Below are 16,011 nucleotides of genomic sequence, written 5' to 3' on the forward strand. Positions count from 1 at the left end.
CCGCGCCATCGTCCGCCGCCGTTGCGTTTGTCCGGTCGAGGCCTCAACCGGCGCCGAGCCAGCGTGCCTCGTCCTCGCACGTCAGCGTGCCCGGCGCGCCGTCGTGGACGATCCGGCCGCGCTCCATCACGGCGATCCGCGTCGCCAGCGTGGCCGCCAACTGGCGGCGCTGCTCGATCAGCAGGATCGCGACGCCGGCCTCGCCCAGCCGCGCCAGTGCCTTGCCCACCAGGCGCGCGACCTGCGGTGCCAGCCCCTCGGTCGGCTCGTCGACGATCATCAAGCGCGGCGCGCCCACCATCGCGCGCGCCAGCGCCAGCATCTGCTGCTCGCCGCCCGACAGCACGGCCGCCTTGGCGCGCCAGCGCTCGGCCAGCGCCGGGAACAGCGTCCTCACTTCGTCGAAGGCCCGCTCGCGCGCCGCGCGCGGGCCTTCGCGCCAGCCCAGCCGCAGGTTGTCCTCGACGCTCAGCAGCCCGAACACGTCGCGCCGCTCGGCCACGTAAGCGACGCCGCGGCGCGCGATCTCGAAGGTCGGCCGCCCCGCCATTTCCACGCCGTCGATGCGGATCGAACCACTCGACGCGATCATGCCCATCACCGCCCTGGCCAGCGTCGAGCGGCCCGAGCCGTTTCGGCCCAGCAGCGCCAGCACCTCGCCGCGGCCGAGCCTGAGATCGACGCCGTCGAGCACGGGCAAGGCGCCATAGGCCGCGCTCACGCCGTGCAATTCGAGCAGGGGCGCGGTCATGGCCGAGCTCCCGCGCCGACGCGATCACCGCGGTTGTCGAGATCGTCCATGCCTTCGTCCGTGCCAAGGTAGGCCGCGCGTACCGCGGCGTTCGCGCGAATCTCGGCCGGCGTGCCGGTGGCGATCCGCTCGCCGCGCACCAGCACCGAGATGCGGTCCGCGAAATCGAACACGGCGTCGATGTCGTGCTCGATCATCAGCACCGTGCAGCCGGCCGTGGCCGCGCGGATCAGTGCCAGCGTGCCGCGCGCCTGCTCGCGGTTCATGCCGGCGGTCGGCTCGTCGAACAGGAACACCGAGGCGCCGCCGGCCAGGGCGATGCCGAGATCGAGCGCGCGCTGCTCGGCATAGTCGAGTTCGCCGGCCGGCACCTCGCCGCGCGTGCCCAGGCCGATCGCCTCGAGTGTCCGCCGCGCGGCGCCGTCGAGCGCGGCGGGATCGCGACACCAGCGCAATGGTTCGCGGCCTTGCGCGGGCGCGTGCATGGCCGCGCAGCGCAGGTTGTCGAGCACCGACAGGCGCTCGAACACGCTGGTCTGCTGGAAGCCGCGCGCCAGCCCACGCCGCGCGATCGCGTAAGGCGCGCGGCCGGCGATCTCCCGCCCATGCAGGCGGATCGAGCCGCGCGTGGGTCGGCTGCCGCCCGCGATCAGCTCGAACAGCGTCGACTTGCCGGCGCCGTTCGGGCCGATCAACGCGTGGCGCTCGCCGGGCTCGACGCGCAGGTCGACGCCGTGCAGCACCCGCGTCGCGCCGAAACGCTTTGCGATGCCGCGCAGTTCGAGGGCGGCGGGGGGTGTGGTGAAAGTGATCGCGGCGGGCTTGCCCGTGGCTGGGCTGCTGCGCGAGGCTGGGTCGCTCTCAGTTGGATCGCTCGCAATTGAGTCAATCGCGGCCGGGTCGATCGCGGCTGGCTTGCTCACGACCGGGTTGTCCTCGGTCGATCTGCTCGCGGCCGGGTCGTTCACGGCTGGCTTGCCCACGACCGGGTTGTCCTCGGTCGATTTGCTCGCGGCCGGGTCGTTCACGGCAAAGCCGCTCATCGTCAGGCTGCTCACCGCCGGATGACTCGCGGCCAAGCTGCTCACCGCCGGATGGCGCATGGCCCGATCGTTCGTCGCAGCGGCCCTCATGCCCTGCTTCGGCGCCGCGGCCGCGCCGCCGACAGGTCGGCGTCGCCCGAGCCGGCCCAGCGCCGTCGCGGCCAGCGCCAACGCGATCGCGATCACCCAGCCCGGCGCCGAGCCCGCATCGAATTGCCAAACGCCGATGCTGGCGAGCCGCTGCCCGCCCTCGCCGTCACCCAGTTGCAGCGCGTAGCCGAGCTCGACGCCGAACACGATCGCCAGCACCGCCACCAGCCAGGCCGCCAGCCTGGACAACTGCCGCAGCCGCGCTTCCCGGCCGGCGCCGCGCCAGGCCGCCGCCTGCGCGGCCAGCGCGCCCAGCAAGCCGCCCGGCGCGGCCACCACCACCGCCACGAACAGCAGGCCGAGATAAAACAACCAGGCGCGCGACAGCCCCGCCACGAAGCTGCCGAACGCGGCCATCACCGCCGCGCCGAGCACCGGCCCGAAGAAGCCGGCGCTGCCGCCGATCACGGTCGCGAACAGCACCGTGGCCGAGCGCAGCATCGAGACACTGTCCGAGGAAGCCAGCTCGACGTCGATCAAGGTCAGCGTGCCGGCCACGCCGGCGAAGAACGCGGCGATCACCATCATCAGCAGCCGCACCCGGCGTGGATCGGTGCCGAGCGCGGCGACGCGGCGCGGCTTGTCGCGCACGGCGCGAGCCAGCCGCGCGAACGGGGTGGCCAGCACGACGCGCATCGCCAAGGCCGACAACAGGCACCACGCGGCGATCAGCGCATAGGCCTCGCGATCGGCGCCGAAGCGCCAGGCGCCGAGCGGCGCGCCCGCGGTGCGATCGATCGCGAGACCGCCGGCGCCGCCGAACCAGTCCGGCACGCTCCAGGCCGCCGCCGCGATCAGCTCGCCCAGGCCCAGCGTGATCATCGCGAAGGCGGTACCGGCGCGGCGCGTGGCGATCGCGCCGAACAGCAGGCCGAAGCCGGCGCCGCCCAGGCCGCCGGCCAGCGGCAGCCAGGGCAGCGCGAACCCGAAGCGGTTGAAGGCATGCGCGGCGACGAAGGCGCCCAGGCCGGCGAAGGCCGCGTGACAGAAGGACAGCAGCCCGGTGCTGCCGAGCAGCAGGTTGTAGGACAGCGCCAGCACCACCAGCGCCGCCGTCTGCGCGAGCCAGGCCAGCACCGCGCCCTGCGGCCAGATCAACGCCGGCAGCACCAGCAGGCCGACCAGCGCGAGCCAGCCGGCCGCTTCGCGCGAGCGGCGCGCCTCAGGCATCCTCGCGCTCCCCGAACAAGCCGCGCGCGCGGCTCACCAGCACCGCCACCAGCAGCAGGTAGGGCACCAGCGGCGCGCACCGGGCCACGCTCAGCGCGCGCCAGGCCTCGGGCAAGGCCGCGCCCAGCGCGTCGGCCAGGCTGCCGAGCGAGGCCGTGCTGGCCACCGCGAAGGTCTGCGCGCAGCCCACCAGCAGCGAGGCGAGAAAGGCCCCGCCCAGCGAGCCGAGCCCGCCGATCACCACCACCGCGAACACCACCGAGCCCACCGTGCCGGCCATCGACGGCTCGACCACCGTCAGCGGCGCGCCGATCGCCCCGGCCAGCGCGGCCAGCGCCGTGCCGGCCGCGAACACCAGGGTGGTCAGGCGCGGCACGTCGTGGCCGAGCGCCTCGACCGCGGCGCGATGGGTGAGCGCCGCGCGCACGATGCGGCCCGTCTGCGAGACGCGCAGCAGCAGGCCCAGCGCCAGCAGCATGGCCACCGAGACCAGCATCACGAAACCGCGATAACGCGGGAAGGCCGCGCCGTAGAGCGTGAACCAGGTGCCGTCGAGCCCGGCGGGCACGGTGGCGGCGAGCGGCGCGGCGCCCCAGGCCAGCTTCGCGCCCTCCGCGATCAGGTAGGCCAGCCCGAAGGTCAGCAGCATCTCGCCGAGATGCCCCTGCGCGCGCACGCGGCGCAGCAGCAGGCGCTCGACCAGCGCGCCGAGCCCGCCCACCAGCAACGGCGCCAGCACGAAGGCCGCCCAGGGATCGAGCCGCGCCGCCAGCAGCACGCCGAAGTAGGCGCCGAGCAGGTAGAAGCTGGCATGCGCGAAATTGAGCACGCCCAACAGGCTGAAGATCAGCGTCAGCCCCGCCGACAGCATGAACAGCAGCAGCCCGTAGCCGAGGCCCGTCAGCAGGTTGACCAGGAAGGACTGCACGCGCGTCAGAGCGCCAGCGGCGCGAGCGCGGCGCGCAGCGCCTCGGGCAGCGGTACCGGGCGCCGGCTCTCGCGGCCCACGTAGACGTGCACGAAATGACCCTGCGCGGCCGGCGCCGCCTCGCCCTCGGCGAACAGGCCGATCTCGTAGCGCACGCTCGAGCTGCCCAGCCGCGCCACGCGCAGGCCTGCCTCGACGCGCTGCGGGAAGGACAGCGAGGCGTAGTAGTTGCACTGCGTCTCGACCACCAGGCCGATGGTCTCGCCGCGCTCGAAATCGAGCACGCCGCACGCGATCAGGTAGTCGTTGACCACCGTGTCGAAGTAGCTGTAGTAGACGACGTTGTTGACGTGGCCATAGACGTCGTTGTCCATCCAGCGCGTCGGGATGGCGAGGAAATGGCGGTAGGCCTCGCGGCCGAGCGGCGCGGGTTTGCCGGCGGATTGATTCATGGGAGACGCGCTCCGTTGGGTGGATGATCGCAAGCTTGCTCAGGCACGCCAGCGCGGCGGTTCGCTGGTGGCCCAGACCACGGCGAGAAACACCGCGCTCAGGACCAGCACCGCCAGCAGGAAGCGCCCCTGCCCGCGCTTGGGCGGGTAGACGAAGGCGGCGCCCGACATCAGCGCGACATAGACCAGCAGGACCAGCCAGCCCTGCCAGGTGGCGGGCGCACCCCAGCCCCAGCCATGGGTTTTCGCCGGGAACCAGTAAGGATCCATGTCTCGCTCGCTTGCTCGAATTCGTGACGATGCCGGCGATTCTATGGGAGCGTCGGGGTACTGACCAGCCGGGCGGCGACACGAAAAGACACGATGTCCCGGGAATTCGCGCCGGCCGGGCTCGTCGAAACCTGACATCGAGATGACAATCTCGCGATATCGACCACCTACGTGACGAGGATTCCATGCCCGCTTCCCACCTGATCACCACCGCCTTCGAACTGCCCGGCCAGCGCATCGAGGCCTCGCTCGGCATCGCGCGCGGCATCGTGGTGCGTTCGCGCTCGATCGTAGGCTCGTTCGGCGCCGCGATCCAGACGATCTTCGGCGGCAATATCTCGCTCTATACCTCGCTGTGCGAGCGCGCCCGGCAGGAAGCCTACGACAAGATGCTGGCCCAGGCCGCCGGGCTCGGCGCCAACGCCATCATCGGCATGCGCTACGACGCCACCGAGATCGGCTCGGGCATCACCGAGGTGCTCTGCTACGGCACGGCCGTGCGCGTGGTGCCGGCCGCGGCCGGCTGAGCGGCGGCGGCGCCGCCGCGGGAAACAAGAAAGCAAGAAGGCCGCGCGGGTCGATGCCCGCGCGGCCTTTGCATGTTTGCCGCCGGTTCGGTTGACTGGTTTATTGCCCCGGCCGGTCGACGAAGCTCACCTCGAGGCCGCGCGCGCGCATCCAGTCCGCCACCGCGTAGCCGGTGCCGGCGCGCCAGGGGCGCAGCTTCGGCGGCTCGACCAGGCGGTATTCGAGCAGCTCCGGCGAGAGCCGCACCTCGCCCGAGGCGCGCACGTGATAGGCGATGATCAGCTCGTTCTTGCGGATGAATTCATAGACGCCCACCAGCTCGACCGTGTCGGCCCGCAAGGCGGTTTCCTCCAGCACCTCGCGCGCGATCCCTTCCTCCGGCGTCTCGCCGTTCTCGAGGAAACCGGTGATCAGCGCGAACATGCCTTCGGGCCAGGCGGCATTGCGCGCCAGCAGCACCTTGCCGTCGATCTCGACGATCGCGGCCACCACCGGCAAGGGGTTGTTCCAGTGGACATAACCGCATTCGACGTCGGGACAGGCCTGGCGCGTGCGGCCGCCCTCCTCGGGCGAATCGGCGCGGGTCGTGAGCGGGCTCGCGCAGCGCGGGCAGAAACGGTACTCGGCAGTGGTCATCGGAGGGGAGCGCATGCGGCGCGGCCTGGAACCGCCAGGCGCGCCGTCGTTCGGGGGATCGGCGAAGCGCTCATTCTAGCGAGTTTGGCGCTTGCGCACCGGTGGCACGTTCGCCTTGGCCGATGGGCCGGGCCGCCTCGTCGGCCCGGCACGCGCCGGTCCTGCCGGCCGCGCCGGAACGCGAGCGGCAGCAAGTCGCCCCGATCGTCCCCGCCGCGAAGCAGCCCACGCCGCCCCCGCCACATCAAGCGCCCTGCCCGCCCCGCTCGACCGCCCGGCCGCGTGCCGCCAGCCCCCAGGCCGCGAAACCGGCCGCGCCCGCCAGCAGCACCGCCACCGCGATCCACAGCGCCGGCGTAAACGAGCCGGCGCGTGCCACCACGGGCGCTGCGACCAGCGGCCCGGCGATCTGCCCGAGCCCGTAGCAGGCCGTGGCGTAACCCATCAGGCCGGCCGCGTCGTCGCCGTGCAGGCGGCGCGCCTCGCGCATCGCGAACAGCGTGATCGCCGTGAACGGCAGGCCCAGCAGCGCACTGCCCAGGGCGAACCCGGCCGCGCTCGGCCAGACGATGCCGAGCACGATCGCCAGCGCCTGCAGCGCGTAGCACAAGGCCAGCAACAGGCGATTGTCCCAGCGCGCGGGCAGCCGCGAGCCGAACACCGCGCCCAGCATCTGCGCCGCGCCGAACATCGGCCAGAAGCGATCGGGCCAGGGCGAGCCGATCGGCAGCGCGCCGCGCGCGATCACCGGCAGGAAGGTGGCCGTGATGATGTAGCCGAAACCGGGCGCGCCATAGAGCAGCACCAGCCGGCGCGCATCGCGACGTGCCGCGGCGTGCAGGCCCGGCCGGCCGGAAGACACGGGCCGCCGCATCTTCCCTGCCCTCGCCCGCTCCCCCGCCCTCGGCGCGAACATGCGCCAGATCGGCGCCGCCAGCAGCACCGCGAGCAAGGCGAAGCCGAGCCAGCCGGGCTCGGCGCGCCGGCCGGCCAGCGCGGCGCCGATCAGGCCCGTCACGACGATGCCGAAACCGGCTCCGGTGAAGATCACCCCGCCCCATTGCAGCGCGTCCTGCTCGGCGAGCCGACGCATCCCCCATTGCGCGGCGAACACGAAGGTCCAGGCGCTCACCACGCCGGCCAGGAAACGCACCGGCAGCCAGAACGCGAAGCCGGGCAGCAGGCCCATCGCGGCGGTCAGCGCGATGGTGGCCAGCAGGCCGCCGCGCACCATGCGCGTCTCGTCGATCCGGATCGCCGCGCAGCTCAGCGCGCCGACGAAATAACCGGCGTAGTTCACCGAGGCCAGCCAGCCGCCGTGGCGGATGTCGAGCGCGCCCTGGGCCAGCATCAAGGGCAGCAAGGGCGTGAAGGCGAAGCGGCCCACGCCGAGCGCGACGGCCAGCACGGCGGCGCAGGCCAGCGCGATGCGCAGCGGGCCGGGACCGCGCGCGGCGGCCGGGTTGGTTGCCGTGGAACCGTTCGTGGCGCCCGAAGCGGTCGAGACGGCCGAAGTCGCTGAAGCGGCAGCGGCAGCCGAGGCGGTCGAATCGAAGGAAGACGGGGCTGGCGGGGCAAGCGGGCGAGTCATGCGGCTCCGGGTCGGCGAAAGGGCGCATCGGCCATCCGACGCGTCATTTCATGCTAGCCTGCCCGCTAGATCTCGAAAAATGAATAATCGAGAAGCAATTGTTCTCCAGGAGAGAATCATGGATCTGGCGGCATTGGCGATCTTCCGCGCCGTGGTGCGCGAAAACGGCGTCACGCGCGCGGCGGCCAAGCTCAACCGCGTGCAGTCGAACGTGACCACGCGCATCCGCCAGTTGGAGGCGGCGCTCGGCACCGCGCTGTTCGCGCGCGACGGCCGCCGCCTGGTGCTGACCCCGGCCGGCGAGACCCTGCTGCCCTATGCCGAGCGCCTGCTGGCGCTGGCCGACGAGGCGCGGCACGCGGTGCGCGAGGATCATCCTCACGGACGGCTGCGGCTCGGCACCATGGAGAGCACGGCCGCGGCGCGCCTGCCCGAGGTGCTCGCGCGTTATCACCAGCGCTGGCCCGAGGTCGGCCTGGAATTGGTGACGGGCGTGACCCGGCGGCTGATCGAGCAGGTCCGCGATTTCGAGCTCGACGCCGCCCTGCTCGCCACGCCGCCGCAGCCCGAGCTGCTCGACCCGGTCGTGTTCGAGCAGGTGAGCGTCTATCACGAGCCGCTGGCGCTGATCGCGCCGCGCGGCCATCCGCGCATCGTCTCCGCGCGCGACCTGCGCGTGCCGACCCTGGTGGCCTTCGAGCGCGGCTGCGCCTATCGCGGTTATGTCGAGCGCTGGTACGCGGCCGCCGAATGCCAGCCCTCGCGCGTGCTCGAACTGGGTTCCTACCACGCGATCCTGGCCTGCGTGGCGGCCGGCGCGGGGGTGGCGATCGCGCCGCGCAACGTGCTGGACGGCTCGCCGATGGCGGCGGCGATGTCGATCCACGCGGTGGCCGACATCGCGCCTGTCGACACCTTGCTGGTATGGCGGCGCGGCCACGGCTCGGCCGCCTTGCTGGCGCTGCGCGACGCGCTGCTCGCGCAGGCCGGCGGAACCGACGACCAGGCCCGGGCGCCGACGACCGGCGAGGCTGTCGCCGGCAAGCCCGGCCGCGCGAGGCGCAAGCGGGCGAGCGCGGCGGCGGCCTGAACGCGGCGCCGCCTGCCGCGCGTCGTCAAGACGAAACGAAACCCGCCCGCTCAACCGCCGAACCACCCCGCATCGACGTAATACTCGCGCGCCGTGCAGCGCGCCGCGTCGTCGGAGGCGAGGAACAGCGCCATGCTCGCCACGTGCTCCGGCTCCACGCGCAGGTGCAGGCACTGCGCATCCACCAGCCGCGCCTCGCTCTCGGGCGACTGCCACAGCTGCATCTGGCGCGGCGTCCTCACCGCGCCGGGCACGATGCAGTTCACGCGGATGCCGAACTCGCCGAGGTCGCGCGCCAGCCCTCGCGTGAGCCCCTCGATGCCGGCCTTGGCGGTCATGTAGATCGACAGCCCGCGCTCGGCGATATGCCAGGAGATCGAGCCGAGATTGAGGATCACGCCGCGCCCGAGCCGCTTCATGCCCGGCAGCACCGCCTGCGCGCAGAAGAACTGGTGGCGCAGGTTCACCTCCATGCGGCGGTCCCAGTAGTCGGCGCTCACCGCGCCGATCTCGTGGCGATCGTCGTTGGCGGCATTGTTGACGAGCACCTCGACGGGCCCCGCCTCGGCCTCGATCGCGGCGAAGGCCGCGTTCAGCGCCTCGATGTCGCGCAGGTCGCAATGGCGGAACACGGGCGGATGCGCGGCGCCGGCGAGCGAGGCCGCGAGCGCCTCGGAGGCCTCGCGCGCGACGTCGACGAAGCTCACGCGCGCGCCCTGCGCGACGAAGGCCGCGACGATGGCCGCGCCGATGCCGCTGCCGCCGCCGGTGACGAGGACATGGCGGCCGGCCAGGCTCGGATAGATGGCATGGGTCATGGATGTTCCGGAAAAGCGGTCAGGAAAACGTTGATGAGAAAGAAGAGGCTTGCGGCGGCCCGCTCAGCGGCGCCCGGCGCGCGACATCACGTCGATCCACACCGCCAGCACCAGGATCGAGCCCTTGACGATCATCTGCCAGTAGGCGTCGACGTCGAGCATCGACATGCCGTTGTCGAGGCTGGCCATCACCAGCGCGCCGATCAGCGCGCCGTGCACGGTGCCCGCGCCGCCGCGCATCGAGGTGCCGCCGATGAAGCAGGCCGCGATCGCGTCGAGCTCGCCCATGTTGCCGGCCGAGGGCGAGCCCGCCGCCAGCCGCGCGGTGTTGACGATGCCGGCGAAGGCGCACATCAGCCCCATCAGCGCGAAGATCGCCAGCTTGACGCGATCGGTGTTGATGCCCGACAGGCGCGTGGCCTCCAGGTTCGAGCCGACCGAGTAGATGCGCCGGCCGAACACGGTCTGGGTGGCGATCCAGGAGAACGCGCCGAGCAGGGCCAGCACGATCAGCACCGGCACGGGGATGCCGCCGTAGCCGTCGAGCGTGGCCACGAAGGCGGCGATGATCAGCCCGGCGGCCACCAGCTTGGCGACGTCCTGCCAGAGCGGCGGCACCGCCAGCTGGTAGCGGCGCCGCGCGCCGCGCTGGCGGATCGCCACGGCCACCAGCAGCGCGAAGATCAGCACCGCCAGCGCGTCGCCGATGCGCGGCGGCAGGTAGGCCTGCCCGATCGCGACGAAGCCGTCCGACACGGGCGCGATGGTCGAGCCGTGCGTGAGGCCCAGCAGGATGCCGCGATAGGCCAGCATGCCGCCCAGCCCGACGATGAACGAGGGCACGCCGCGATAGGTGGACCACCAGCCGTTGAACAGGCCGATCGCCACGCCCAGCGCCATCACGGTGGGCACGGTGGCCGCCACCGGCCAGCCCAGCACCTGGTCGAGGATCGCCGCCACGCCGCCGAGCAGGCCCAGCAGCGAGCCCACCGACAGGTCGATCTCGCCGGCGATGATCACGAACACCATCCCGCAGGCCAGCATGCCGGTGATCGACATCTGCCGCAGCAGGTTGGAGAGGTTGCGCGGCGTGATGAAGGCGCCGTGCGTGAGGATCGAGAACAGCAGCCAGATCGCCGCCACCGCCACCAGCAGGGCGAGGATCTTGTAGCGCGCGAACAGGCGCCGCAGCTGCTGCGCGGAGCCGCTCGCGCCGGCCGCGCGGCCGGTCTGCTCGGCGGCCTGGGAAATGGTCTCGGGTGTCATGCGGGGCTTGCCTCGGTCGAAGTCGTGGAAGAGCGCGCGGGCCGGATCGCCGCGCTGAGGATCTGCTCCTGCGTCAGGCCCTCGTTGGGGAAATCGCCGCGCAGCTCGCCGTCGCCGATCACCAGCACGCGATCGGAGATGCCCAGCACCTCGGGCAGCTCGGAGGAGACCATCACGATCGCCATGCCGCGCCTGGCGAGTTCGCCGATCAGCTTGTAGATCTCGTACTTGGCGCCGACGTCGACGCCGCGCGTGGGCTCGTCGAGGATCAGCACGCGCGGCTCGGTGAGCAGCATGCGCGTGAGCACGGCCTTCTGCTGGTTGCCGCCCGACAGGCTCGCGATCGACAGCATCGGGTGCGCCGCGCGCACCGACAGGCGCTGCATCTCGACGCGGATCGCGTCGTGCTCGGCGGCCGCGTCGATCCGGCCGAAGCGCGCGTAGCGCTGCAGCACGGCCAGCGTGATGTTGTGGCCCACGCTCAGCTGCGGGACGATGCCGTGGCGCTTGCGGTCCTCGGGCACCATCGCGATGCCGGCGCGGATCGCGTCGAGCGGCGCGCGAATTCTGAGCGGCTTGCCGTCCAGGCGCAGCTCGGCCTGGCTCGCGCCCGGGTAGCAGCCGAAGATCGCCTGCATCAGCTCGGTGCGCCCGGCGCCGACCAGCCCCGCCACGCCGAGGATCTCGCCGCGCCGCACCGAGAAGGACACGGCATCGACGCGCTTGCGTCGCGGGTTGTTGACATCCAGGCAGGTGACCTCGCGCGCCTCCAGCACCACCTCGCCGATCGGATGCGGCTCGCGCGGGAACAGGTTGGCGATCTCGCGGCCCACCATCTGCGCGATGATGCGATCGGTCGACAGCGTGCGCATCGGCTGGGTCGAGACGTGGCGGCCGTCGCGGATCACGGTGATCGTGTCGCACACGGCCTCGACCTCGTCGAGCTTGTGCGAGATGTAGACGCAGGCGATGCCGCGCGCCTTCAGGTCGCGCACGATGTCGAGCAGGATGCGCGTCTCGGCCGCCGTCAACGAGGACGAGGGCTCGTCGAGGATCAGCAGCCGCGCGCGCTTGTTGAGCGCCTTGGCGATCTCGATCAGCTGCTGGTGGCCGCCGCCGTAATGCATCACCGGCAGCGCCACGTTGATGCCCTCGATGCCGAGCCCGGCCAGCAGCTCGTCGGCGCGCCGGTACATGGCCGCGTAGTGCATGCGCCCGCCCGGCAGCGTGATCTCGTTGCCGAGGAACAGGTTCTCGGCCACCGACAGCTCGGGCACCAGCATCAGCTCCTGGTGGATGATCACGATGCCGGCGCGCTCGGTGTCGCGAATCCCGGCGGCGTTGAGCGGCTTGCCTTCCCAGCGGATCTCGCCGTCCCAGGTGCCGCTCGGGTAGACGCCCGAGAGCACCTTCATCAGCGTCGACTTGCCGGCGCCGTTCTCGCCGCACAAGCCGACGCATTCGCCCGGGCGCACCACCAGGTCGATGCCGTCGAGCGCCTTCACGCCGCCGAAGCTCTTCACGATGCCGCGCATTTCCAGCAGGGGTTCCGACATGCGTCGTCCTCTTCGGTCTGATGGGCTCGCGCTTACTGCGCGCCGATCTGCGCCTGGGTGTAGAAGCCGTCCTTGACGACCAGGTCGACGTTGTCCTTCGTCAGCAAGGTGGGCTGCAGCAGCACCGTGTCGACCTTCTTGCGGCCGTTGTCGTACTGCGCGTTGTAGGCCGGCTTGCCGCCCTGGGCCAGCGTCACCGCCAGCTTGGCGGCCTCGCTCGCGATCAGCTTGAGCGGCTTGTAGACGGTCATGGTCTGGGTGCCGGCCACCAGCCGCTTGACGGCCGCCAGGTCGGCATCCTGGCCCGAGACCGGCACCTTGCCGGCCAGGTGCTGGGCGGCCAGCGCCTGGATCGCGCCGCCGGCGGTGCCGTCGTTGGAGGCCACCACCGCGTCGATGCGGTTGTTGTTGGCGGTCAGCGCGTTCTCCATGATGCCGAGCGCGGTCGAGGCGCTCCATTCCGGCACCCATTGCTGGCCGACCACCTGGACGTCGCCGCGGTCGATGGCGGGCTTGAGCACCTTCATCTGGCCTTCGCGCAGGATCTTCGCGTTGTTGTCGGTGGGCGCGCCGCCGAGCAGGAAGTAGCGGCCCTTCGGCTTGACCTTGAGGACGCCCTGCGCCTGCAGCTCGCCGACCTTTTCGTTATCGAAGGAGATGTAGGCGTCCACGTCCGCGTCGAGGATCAGGCGGTCGTAGGACACCACCTTGATGCCGGCCTTCTTCGCCTCCGCCACCACGTTGGTGAGCGCCTTCGAGTTGAACGGCACGATCACGATCACGTCCACGCCGCGCGAGATCAGGTTCTCGATCTGCGAGATCTGGCGCTCCTCGCTGGCGTCGGCCGACTGCACCGAAACCTTCGCGCCGAGCTTCTCGGCGGCGGCCACGAAGTAGTCGCGATCGCGCGACCAGCGCTCGACGCGCAGGTCGTCGATGCAGAAGCCGATTTCGGGGTGATCCTTGCTGGCGTGCGCCAGCGGCGCCATCAGCGCCAGGCCGGCCAGCACGGCGCCGGAAACGAGTGAAGCGAGAACGGAACGACGGCGATTCAGGGGCATGTCTGTCTCCATTTCGGTCTGATTCTTGTAGGGCGTCTTCACGCCTGGCGTCGCTCGATGCTGCGGCGCACGAAGCGCCCGCCCGGAGCGAACCGCGCACCGGCGGGGCCGGCCCGGCCCGAGGACAAGCGGCATGGTGCATGCGGGCGCGGCGCAGCGGCAATTACGAAATTGCCCAAGCGCCCTAACATTTCTTGCCGGGCCGCGCGAGAAGGCCCGGCCGGCGCCGCCGCTTGCCACTAGAATGAGCGGGCCGCGGGCAAGAGGCGCCCGCCGCGTCGCGCGAGCCGTGCCCAGGTCCGCGGCCAGATGCATAACGACGCCTCGCGAGACACGAACCGACCATGCAACGTGCTTCGTCCGATTCGCCGCAACCGGCGCGCGCGCATCGCATCGCGCTGCTGTTCAATGCGAACAAGGTGTACGACCGCGAACTGATCACCGGGATCGGCGACTACATGCGCTCCACGCGGGTGAGCTGGGATCTGTTCCTCGAGGACGATTTCCGCTGCCGCGTGCAGGGCATCGAGCGCTTCGACGGCGACGGCATCATCGCCGACTTCGACGACCCCGCCGTGGACGCGGCGCTGCGCGGCTGCCGCCTGCCGGTGGTGGCGGTGGGCTCGTCCTACGAGGACGCGGCGCACTACCCGCCCAGCCTGCCCTACGTGGCGACCGACAACGGCCAGCTGGTGGCGCTGGCCTACACGCACCTGATCGAGGCCGGGCTGGAGCATTTCGCGATGTACAGCCTGCCGCCCGCCGACGAGAACCGCTGGGCCCAGCAGCGCGAGCTGGTCTATACGCGGCTGCGCCGCCATGACGTGCCCGACGTGCCGATCGAGGCCGAGATCTATCGCGGCCTGTCGACCAGCGCGCCGACCTGGCATCACGCCACGCGCCAGTTGACCGACTGGCTGCGCGCGCTGCCCAAGCCGGTCGGCGTGATCGCGGTGACCGACGCGCGCGCGCGGCACCTGCTGCAAGCCTGCGTGGCGGCCGGGCTGGCGGTGCCCGAGGAGATCGCCATCATCGGCATCGACAACGATCCGCTCACGCGCACGCTCAGCCGCATCCCGCTGTCCTCGGTGATCCAGGGCACCGTGGAGATGGGCCGCACCGCCGCCCACCTGCTGCACCAGATGCTCGGCGGCGCGCGCTTCGGCGGCCGTCAGATCCTGGTGCCGCCGGTCGGCATCAACGTGCTGGCCTCGACGCGCCACCAGCCGCTGGCCAGCCCCTACGTGATGCGCGCGCGCCACTTCATCCGCCAGTACGCCTGCCAGGGCATCCGCACCGAGCAGGTGGCCGACTACGTGGGCGTGTCGCGCTCCTCGCTGGAGGAGCATTTCCGCCGCGAGCTGCGCTGCACCGTGCACCAGGAAATCCTGCGCCACAAGCTCGACGCGGCCAAGCAACTGCTGGCCACGCGCGAGCTGGCCACCGCCGAGGTGGCGGTGCGCTGCGGCTTCACCTCGCCGCAATACATGTACGCCGTGTTTCGTCGCGAACTCGACTGCACGCCGCGCGAATACCAGGAACGCACCATGACGGGAGGTCATGCTTGAGCGCGATCGAATCGCAACGAGCCTATGCGCCGGATGCGCGTGGCCTGACGGAACGCCCCTGGGGCCGGTTGCCCGGCGGCGACGCGGTGCGCCTGTTTACGCTGCGCAACGCGCACGGCATGCGCGTGGCGATCAGCGAGCTGGGCGCCACCCTGGTGTCCTGGCAGGCGCCCGACCGCGCCGGCCGGCTCGGCGAGATCCTGCTCAGGCACGACACGCCGGCCGAGTACCTGGCCTCGAACGCCTATTTCGGCGCGCTGGTGGGGCGCTGCGCGAACCGCATCGCCGCTGCGCGCTTCTCGCTCGACGGCATCGACTACCCGCTCGACCGCAACGACGGCGCGCAATGCCTGCACGGCGGGTTCAGCGGCTTTCATCGGGCCTTGTGGGAAGCCGAGCCGCGCGAGGATGCGCTGCTGATGCGGCTCGCCTCGCCGGAAGGCGAAGGCGGCTTTCCCGGCAACCTGGAGGTGTGCGTGCGCTACGCGCTCGACGACCACGGCACGCTGTCGATCGGCTACGAGGCGCGCACCGACGCAGCCACCCCGCTCTACCTGACCAGCCATCCCTATTTCAACCTGAGCGGGCGGCCGCACGGCGATATCGGCGGGCATGTGCTGAGCATCGACGCCGATCGCTACCTGGAGGTCGATGCGCGCCTGATCCCGCAGCGCGAGGCCGGCGTGGCCGGCACCGCCTTCGATTTCCGCCACGCCGCGCCGCTCGGCGCGCGGCTCGGCTGGCCGCATGCGCAGCTCGCGCTGGCGGGCGGCTTCGATCACTGCTTCGTGCTGCGCCCCGCCGAGACCGACGAGCAGGGCGCGCCGCGCGTGCGCGAGGTGGCGCGCGTCTACGAACCCGGCAGCGGCCGCGAGCTGAGCGTGCTGACCGACCAGCCGGGCTTGCAGCTCTATACCGGCAACGGGCTGTCGGGCGCGTTCGCCCGACATGGCGCGCTGTGCCTGGAAGCCGGCGCGTTCCCGAACCAGATCAACTCGCCGCGGGCCGAGGCCGTGGTGCTGCGCCCCGGCCAGGTCTATCGGCAGGACACGCGCTATCGCGTGACGATCGCGCCATGACAAAAACGGCGACGGGGCTCGATGCCCCGCCGCCGTTTCCACGTCGGTCGTTCC

15 protein-coding genes are annotated in these 16,011 nt (G+C 71.6%); 4 read left to right on the plus strand and 11 right to left on the minus strand.

Annotation, left to right across the window (positions count from 1 at the left end; translation table 11 throughout):
* Positions 1-43: 43 nt before the first annotated feature.
* Genes FB600_RS18865 through FB600_RS18885 form a run of 5 tightly spaced genes read right to left on the minus strand, consistent with a single transcriptional unit; the run spans position 44 to position 4,764 of the window.
* Complete coding sequence (locus FB600_RS18865) at positions 44-751, minus strand: ABC transporter ATP-binding protein (protein ID WP_145757185.1); 708 nt, start codon at positions 749-751, stop codon at positions 44-46.
* Positions 748-3,114 carry an ABC transporter permease subunit gene (locus FB600_RS18870; RefSeq protein ID WP_145757184.1) on the minus strand — a complete coding sequence of 789 codons (2,367 nt, stop codon included), beginning with the start codon at positions 3,112-3,114 and terminating at the stop codon, positions 748-750. The genes FB600_RS18865 and FB600_RS18870 overlap by 4 nt, the downstream gene beginning before the upstream one ends.
* Positions 3,107-4,042 (minus strand): branched-chain amino acid ABC transporter permease, encoded by a 936-nt coding sequence (locus FB600_RS18875; RefSeq protein WP_145757183.1) that lies wholly within the window; start codon positions 4,040-4,042, stop codon positions 3,107-3,109. The genes FB600_RS18870 and FB600_RS18875 overlap by 8 nt, the downstream gene beginning before the upstream one ends.
* Before the next feature lie 5 nt (positions 4,043-4,047).
* Positions 4,048-4,494 carry an acyl-CoA thioesterase gene (locus FB600_RS18880; protein ID WP_096749194.1) on the minus strand — a complete coding sequence of 149 codons (447 nt, stop codon included), beginning with the start codon at positions 4,492-4,494 and terminating at the stop codon, positions 4,048-4,050.
* A 39-nt stretch (positions 4,495-4,533) separates the two neighbouring features.
* The gene (locus FB600_RS18885; RefSeq protein WP_096749195.1) at positions 4,534-4,764 is read right to left on the minus strand and encodes a hypothetical protein; all 231 of its coding nucleotides are present in this window, start codon (positions 4,762-4,764) and stop codon (positions 4,534-4,536) included.
* A gap of 185 nt (positions 4,765-4,949) precedes the next feature.
* On the opposite strand from FB600_RS18885, the gene FB600_RS18890 reads away from it, so the two are divergent.
* Entirely contained in the window at positions 4,950-5,291 is a 342-nt protein-coding gene (locus FB600_RS18890) for a YbjQ family protein (protein ID WP_013697703.1), read from the plus strand.
* Positions 5,292-5,391: 100 nt separating this feature from the next.
* On the opposite strand, the gene FB600_RS18895 is transcribed toward FB600_RS18890, so the two are convergent.
* Both FB600_RS18895 and FB600_RS18900 read right to left on the minus strand, forming a co-directional pair.
* Complete coding sequence (locus FB600_RS18895) at positions 5,392-5,928, minus strand: NUDIX domain-containing protein (RefSeq protein WP_013697702.1); 537 nt, start codon at positions 5,926-5,928, stop codon at positions 5,392-5,394.
* Positions 5,929-6,172: 244 nt separating this feature from the next.
* Positions 6,173-7,519 carry a YbfB/YjiJ family MFS transporter gene (locus FB600_RS18900; RefSeq protein WP_145757182.1) on the minus strand — a complete coding sequence of 449 codons (1,347 nt, stop codon included), beginning with the start codon at positions 7,517-7,519 and terminating at the stop codon, positions 6,173-6,175.
* A 118-nt stretch (positions 7,520-7,637) separates the two neighbouring features.
* Between FB600_RS18900 and FB600_RS18905 the strand changes: the two genes are divergently transcribed.
* Positions 7,638-8,609, plus strand: coding sequence for a LysR family transcriptional regulator (locus FB600_RS18905; RefSeq protein WP_145757181.1), 972 nt, complete (start codon positions 7,638-7,640; stop codon positions 8,607-8,609).
* Positions 8,610-8,659: 50 nt separating this feature from the next.
* On the opposite strand, the gene FB600_RS18910 is transcribed toward FB600_RS18905, so the two are convergent.
* The 4 genes from FB600_RS18910 to xylF form a co-directional block, all read right to left on the minus strand.
* A complete protein-coding gene (locus tag FB600_RS18910; protein WP_013697699.1) occupies positions 8,660-9,427 on the minus strand; it encodes an SDR family NAD(P)-dependent oxidoreductase in 768 nt (255 codons plus the stop codon).
* 63 nt (positions 9,428-9,490) lie between these two features.
* Positions 9,491-10,693: a sugar ABC transporter permease gene (locus tag FB600_RS18915; RefSeq protein ID WP_013697698.1), complete on the minus strand. Its 1,203-nt coding sequence runs from the start codon at positions 10,691-10,693 to the stop codon at positions 9,491-9,493.
* Positions 10,690-12,249, minus strand: a complete 1,560-nt coding sequence (gene xylG, locus FB600_RS18920; RefSeq protein ID WP_096749200.1) for a D-xylose ABC transporter ATP-binding protein — start codon at positions 12,247-12,249, stop codon at positions 10,690-10,692. The genes FB600_RS18915 and xylG overlap by 4 nt, the downstream gene beginning before the upstream one ends.
* A 32-nt stretch (positions 12,250-12,281) precedes the next feature.
* Positions 12,282-13,310 (minus strand): D-xylose ABC transporter substrate-binding protein, encoded by a 1,029-nt coding sequence (gene xylF, locus FB600_RS18925; protein ID WP_098154796.1) that lies wholly within the window; start codon positions 13,308-13,310, stop codon positions 12,282-12,284.
* Positions 13,311-13,654: 344 nt separating this feature from the next.
* On the opposite strand from xylF, the gene FB600_RS18930 reads away from it, so the two are divergent.
* Both FB600_RS18930 and FB600_RS18935 read left to right on the plus strand, forming a co-directional pair.
* Positions 13,655-14,878, plus strand: coding sequence for a XylR family transcriptional regulator (locus FB600_RS18930; RefSeq protein ID WP_013697695.1), 1,224 nt, complete (start codon positions 13,655-13,657; stop codon positions 14,876-14,878).
* Positions 14,875-15,957: an aldose epimerase family protein gene (locus tag FB600_RS18935; RefSeq protein WP_098181043.1), complete on the plus strand. Its 1,083-nt coding sequence runs from the start codon at positions 14,875-14,877 to the stop codon at positions 15,955-15,957. The genes FB600_RS18930 and FB600_RS18935 overlap by 4 nt, the downstream gene beginning before the upstream one ends.
* The last annotated feature ends 54 nt before the right edge of the window (positions 15,958-16,011 follow it).

Source organism: Burkholderia sp. SJZ089 (genome assembly GCF_007828315.1).
GTDB lineage: Bacteria > Pseudomonadota > Gammaproteobacteria > Burkholderiales > Burkholderiaceae > Burkholderia > Burkholderia gladioli.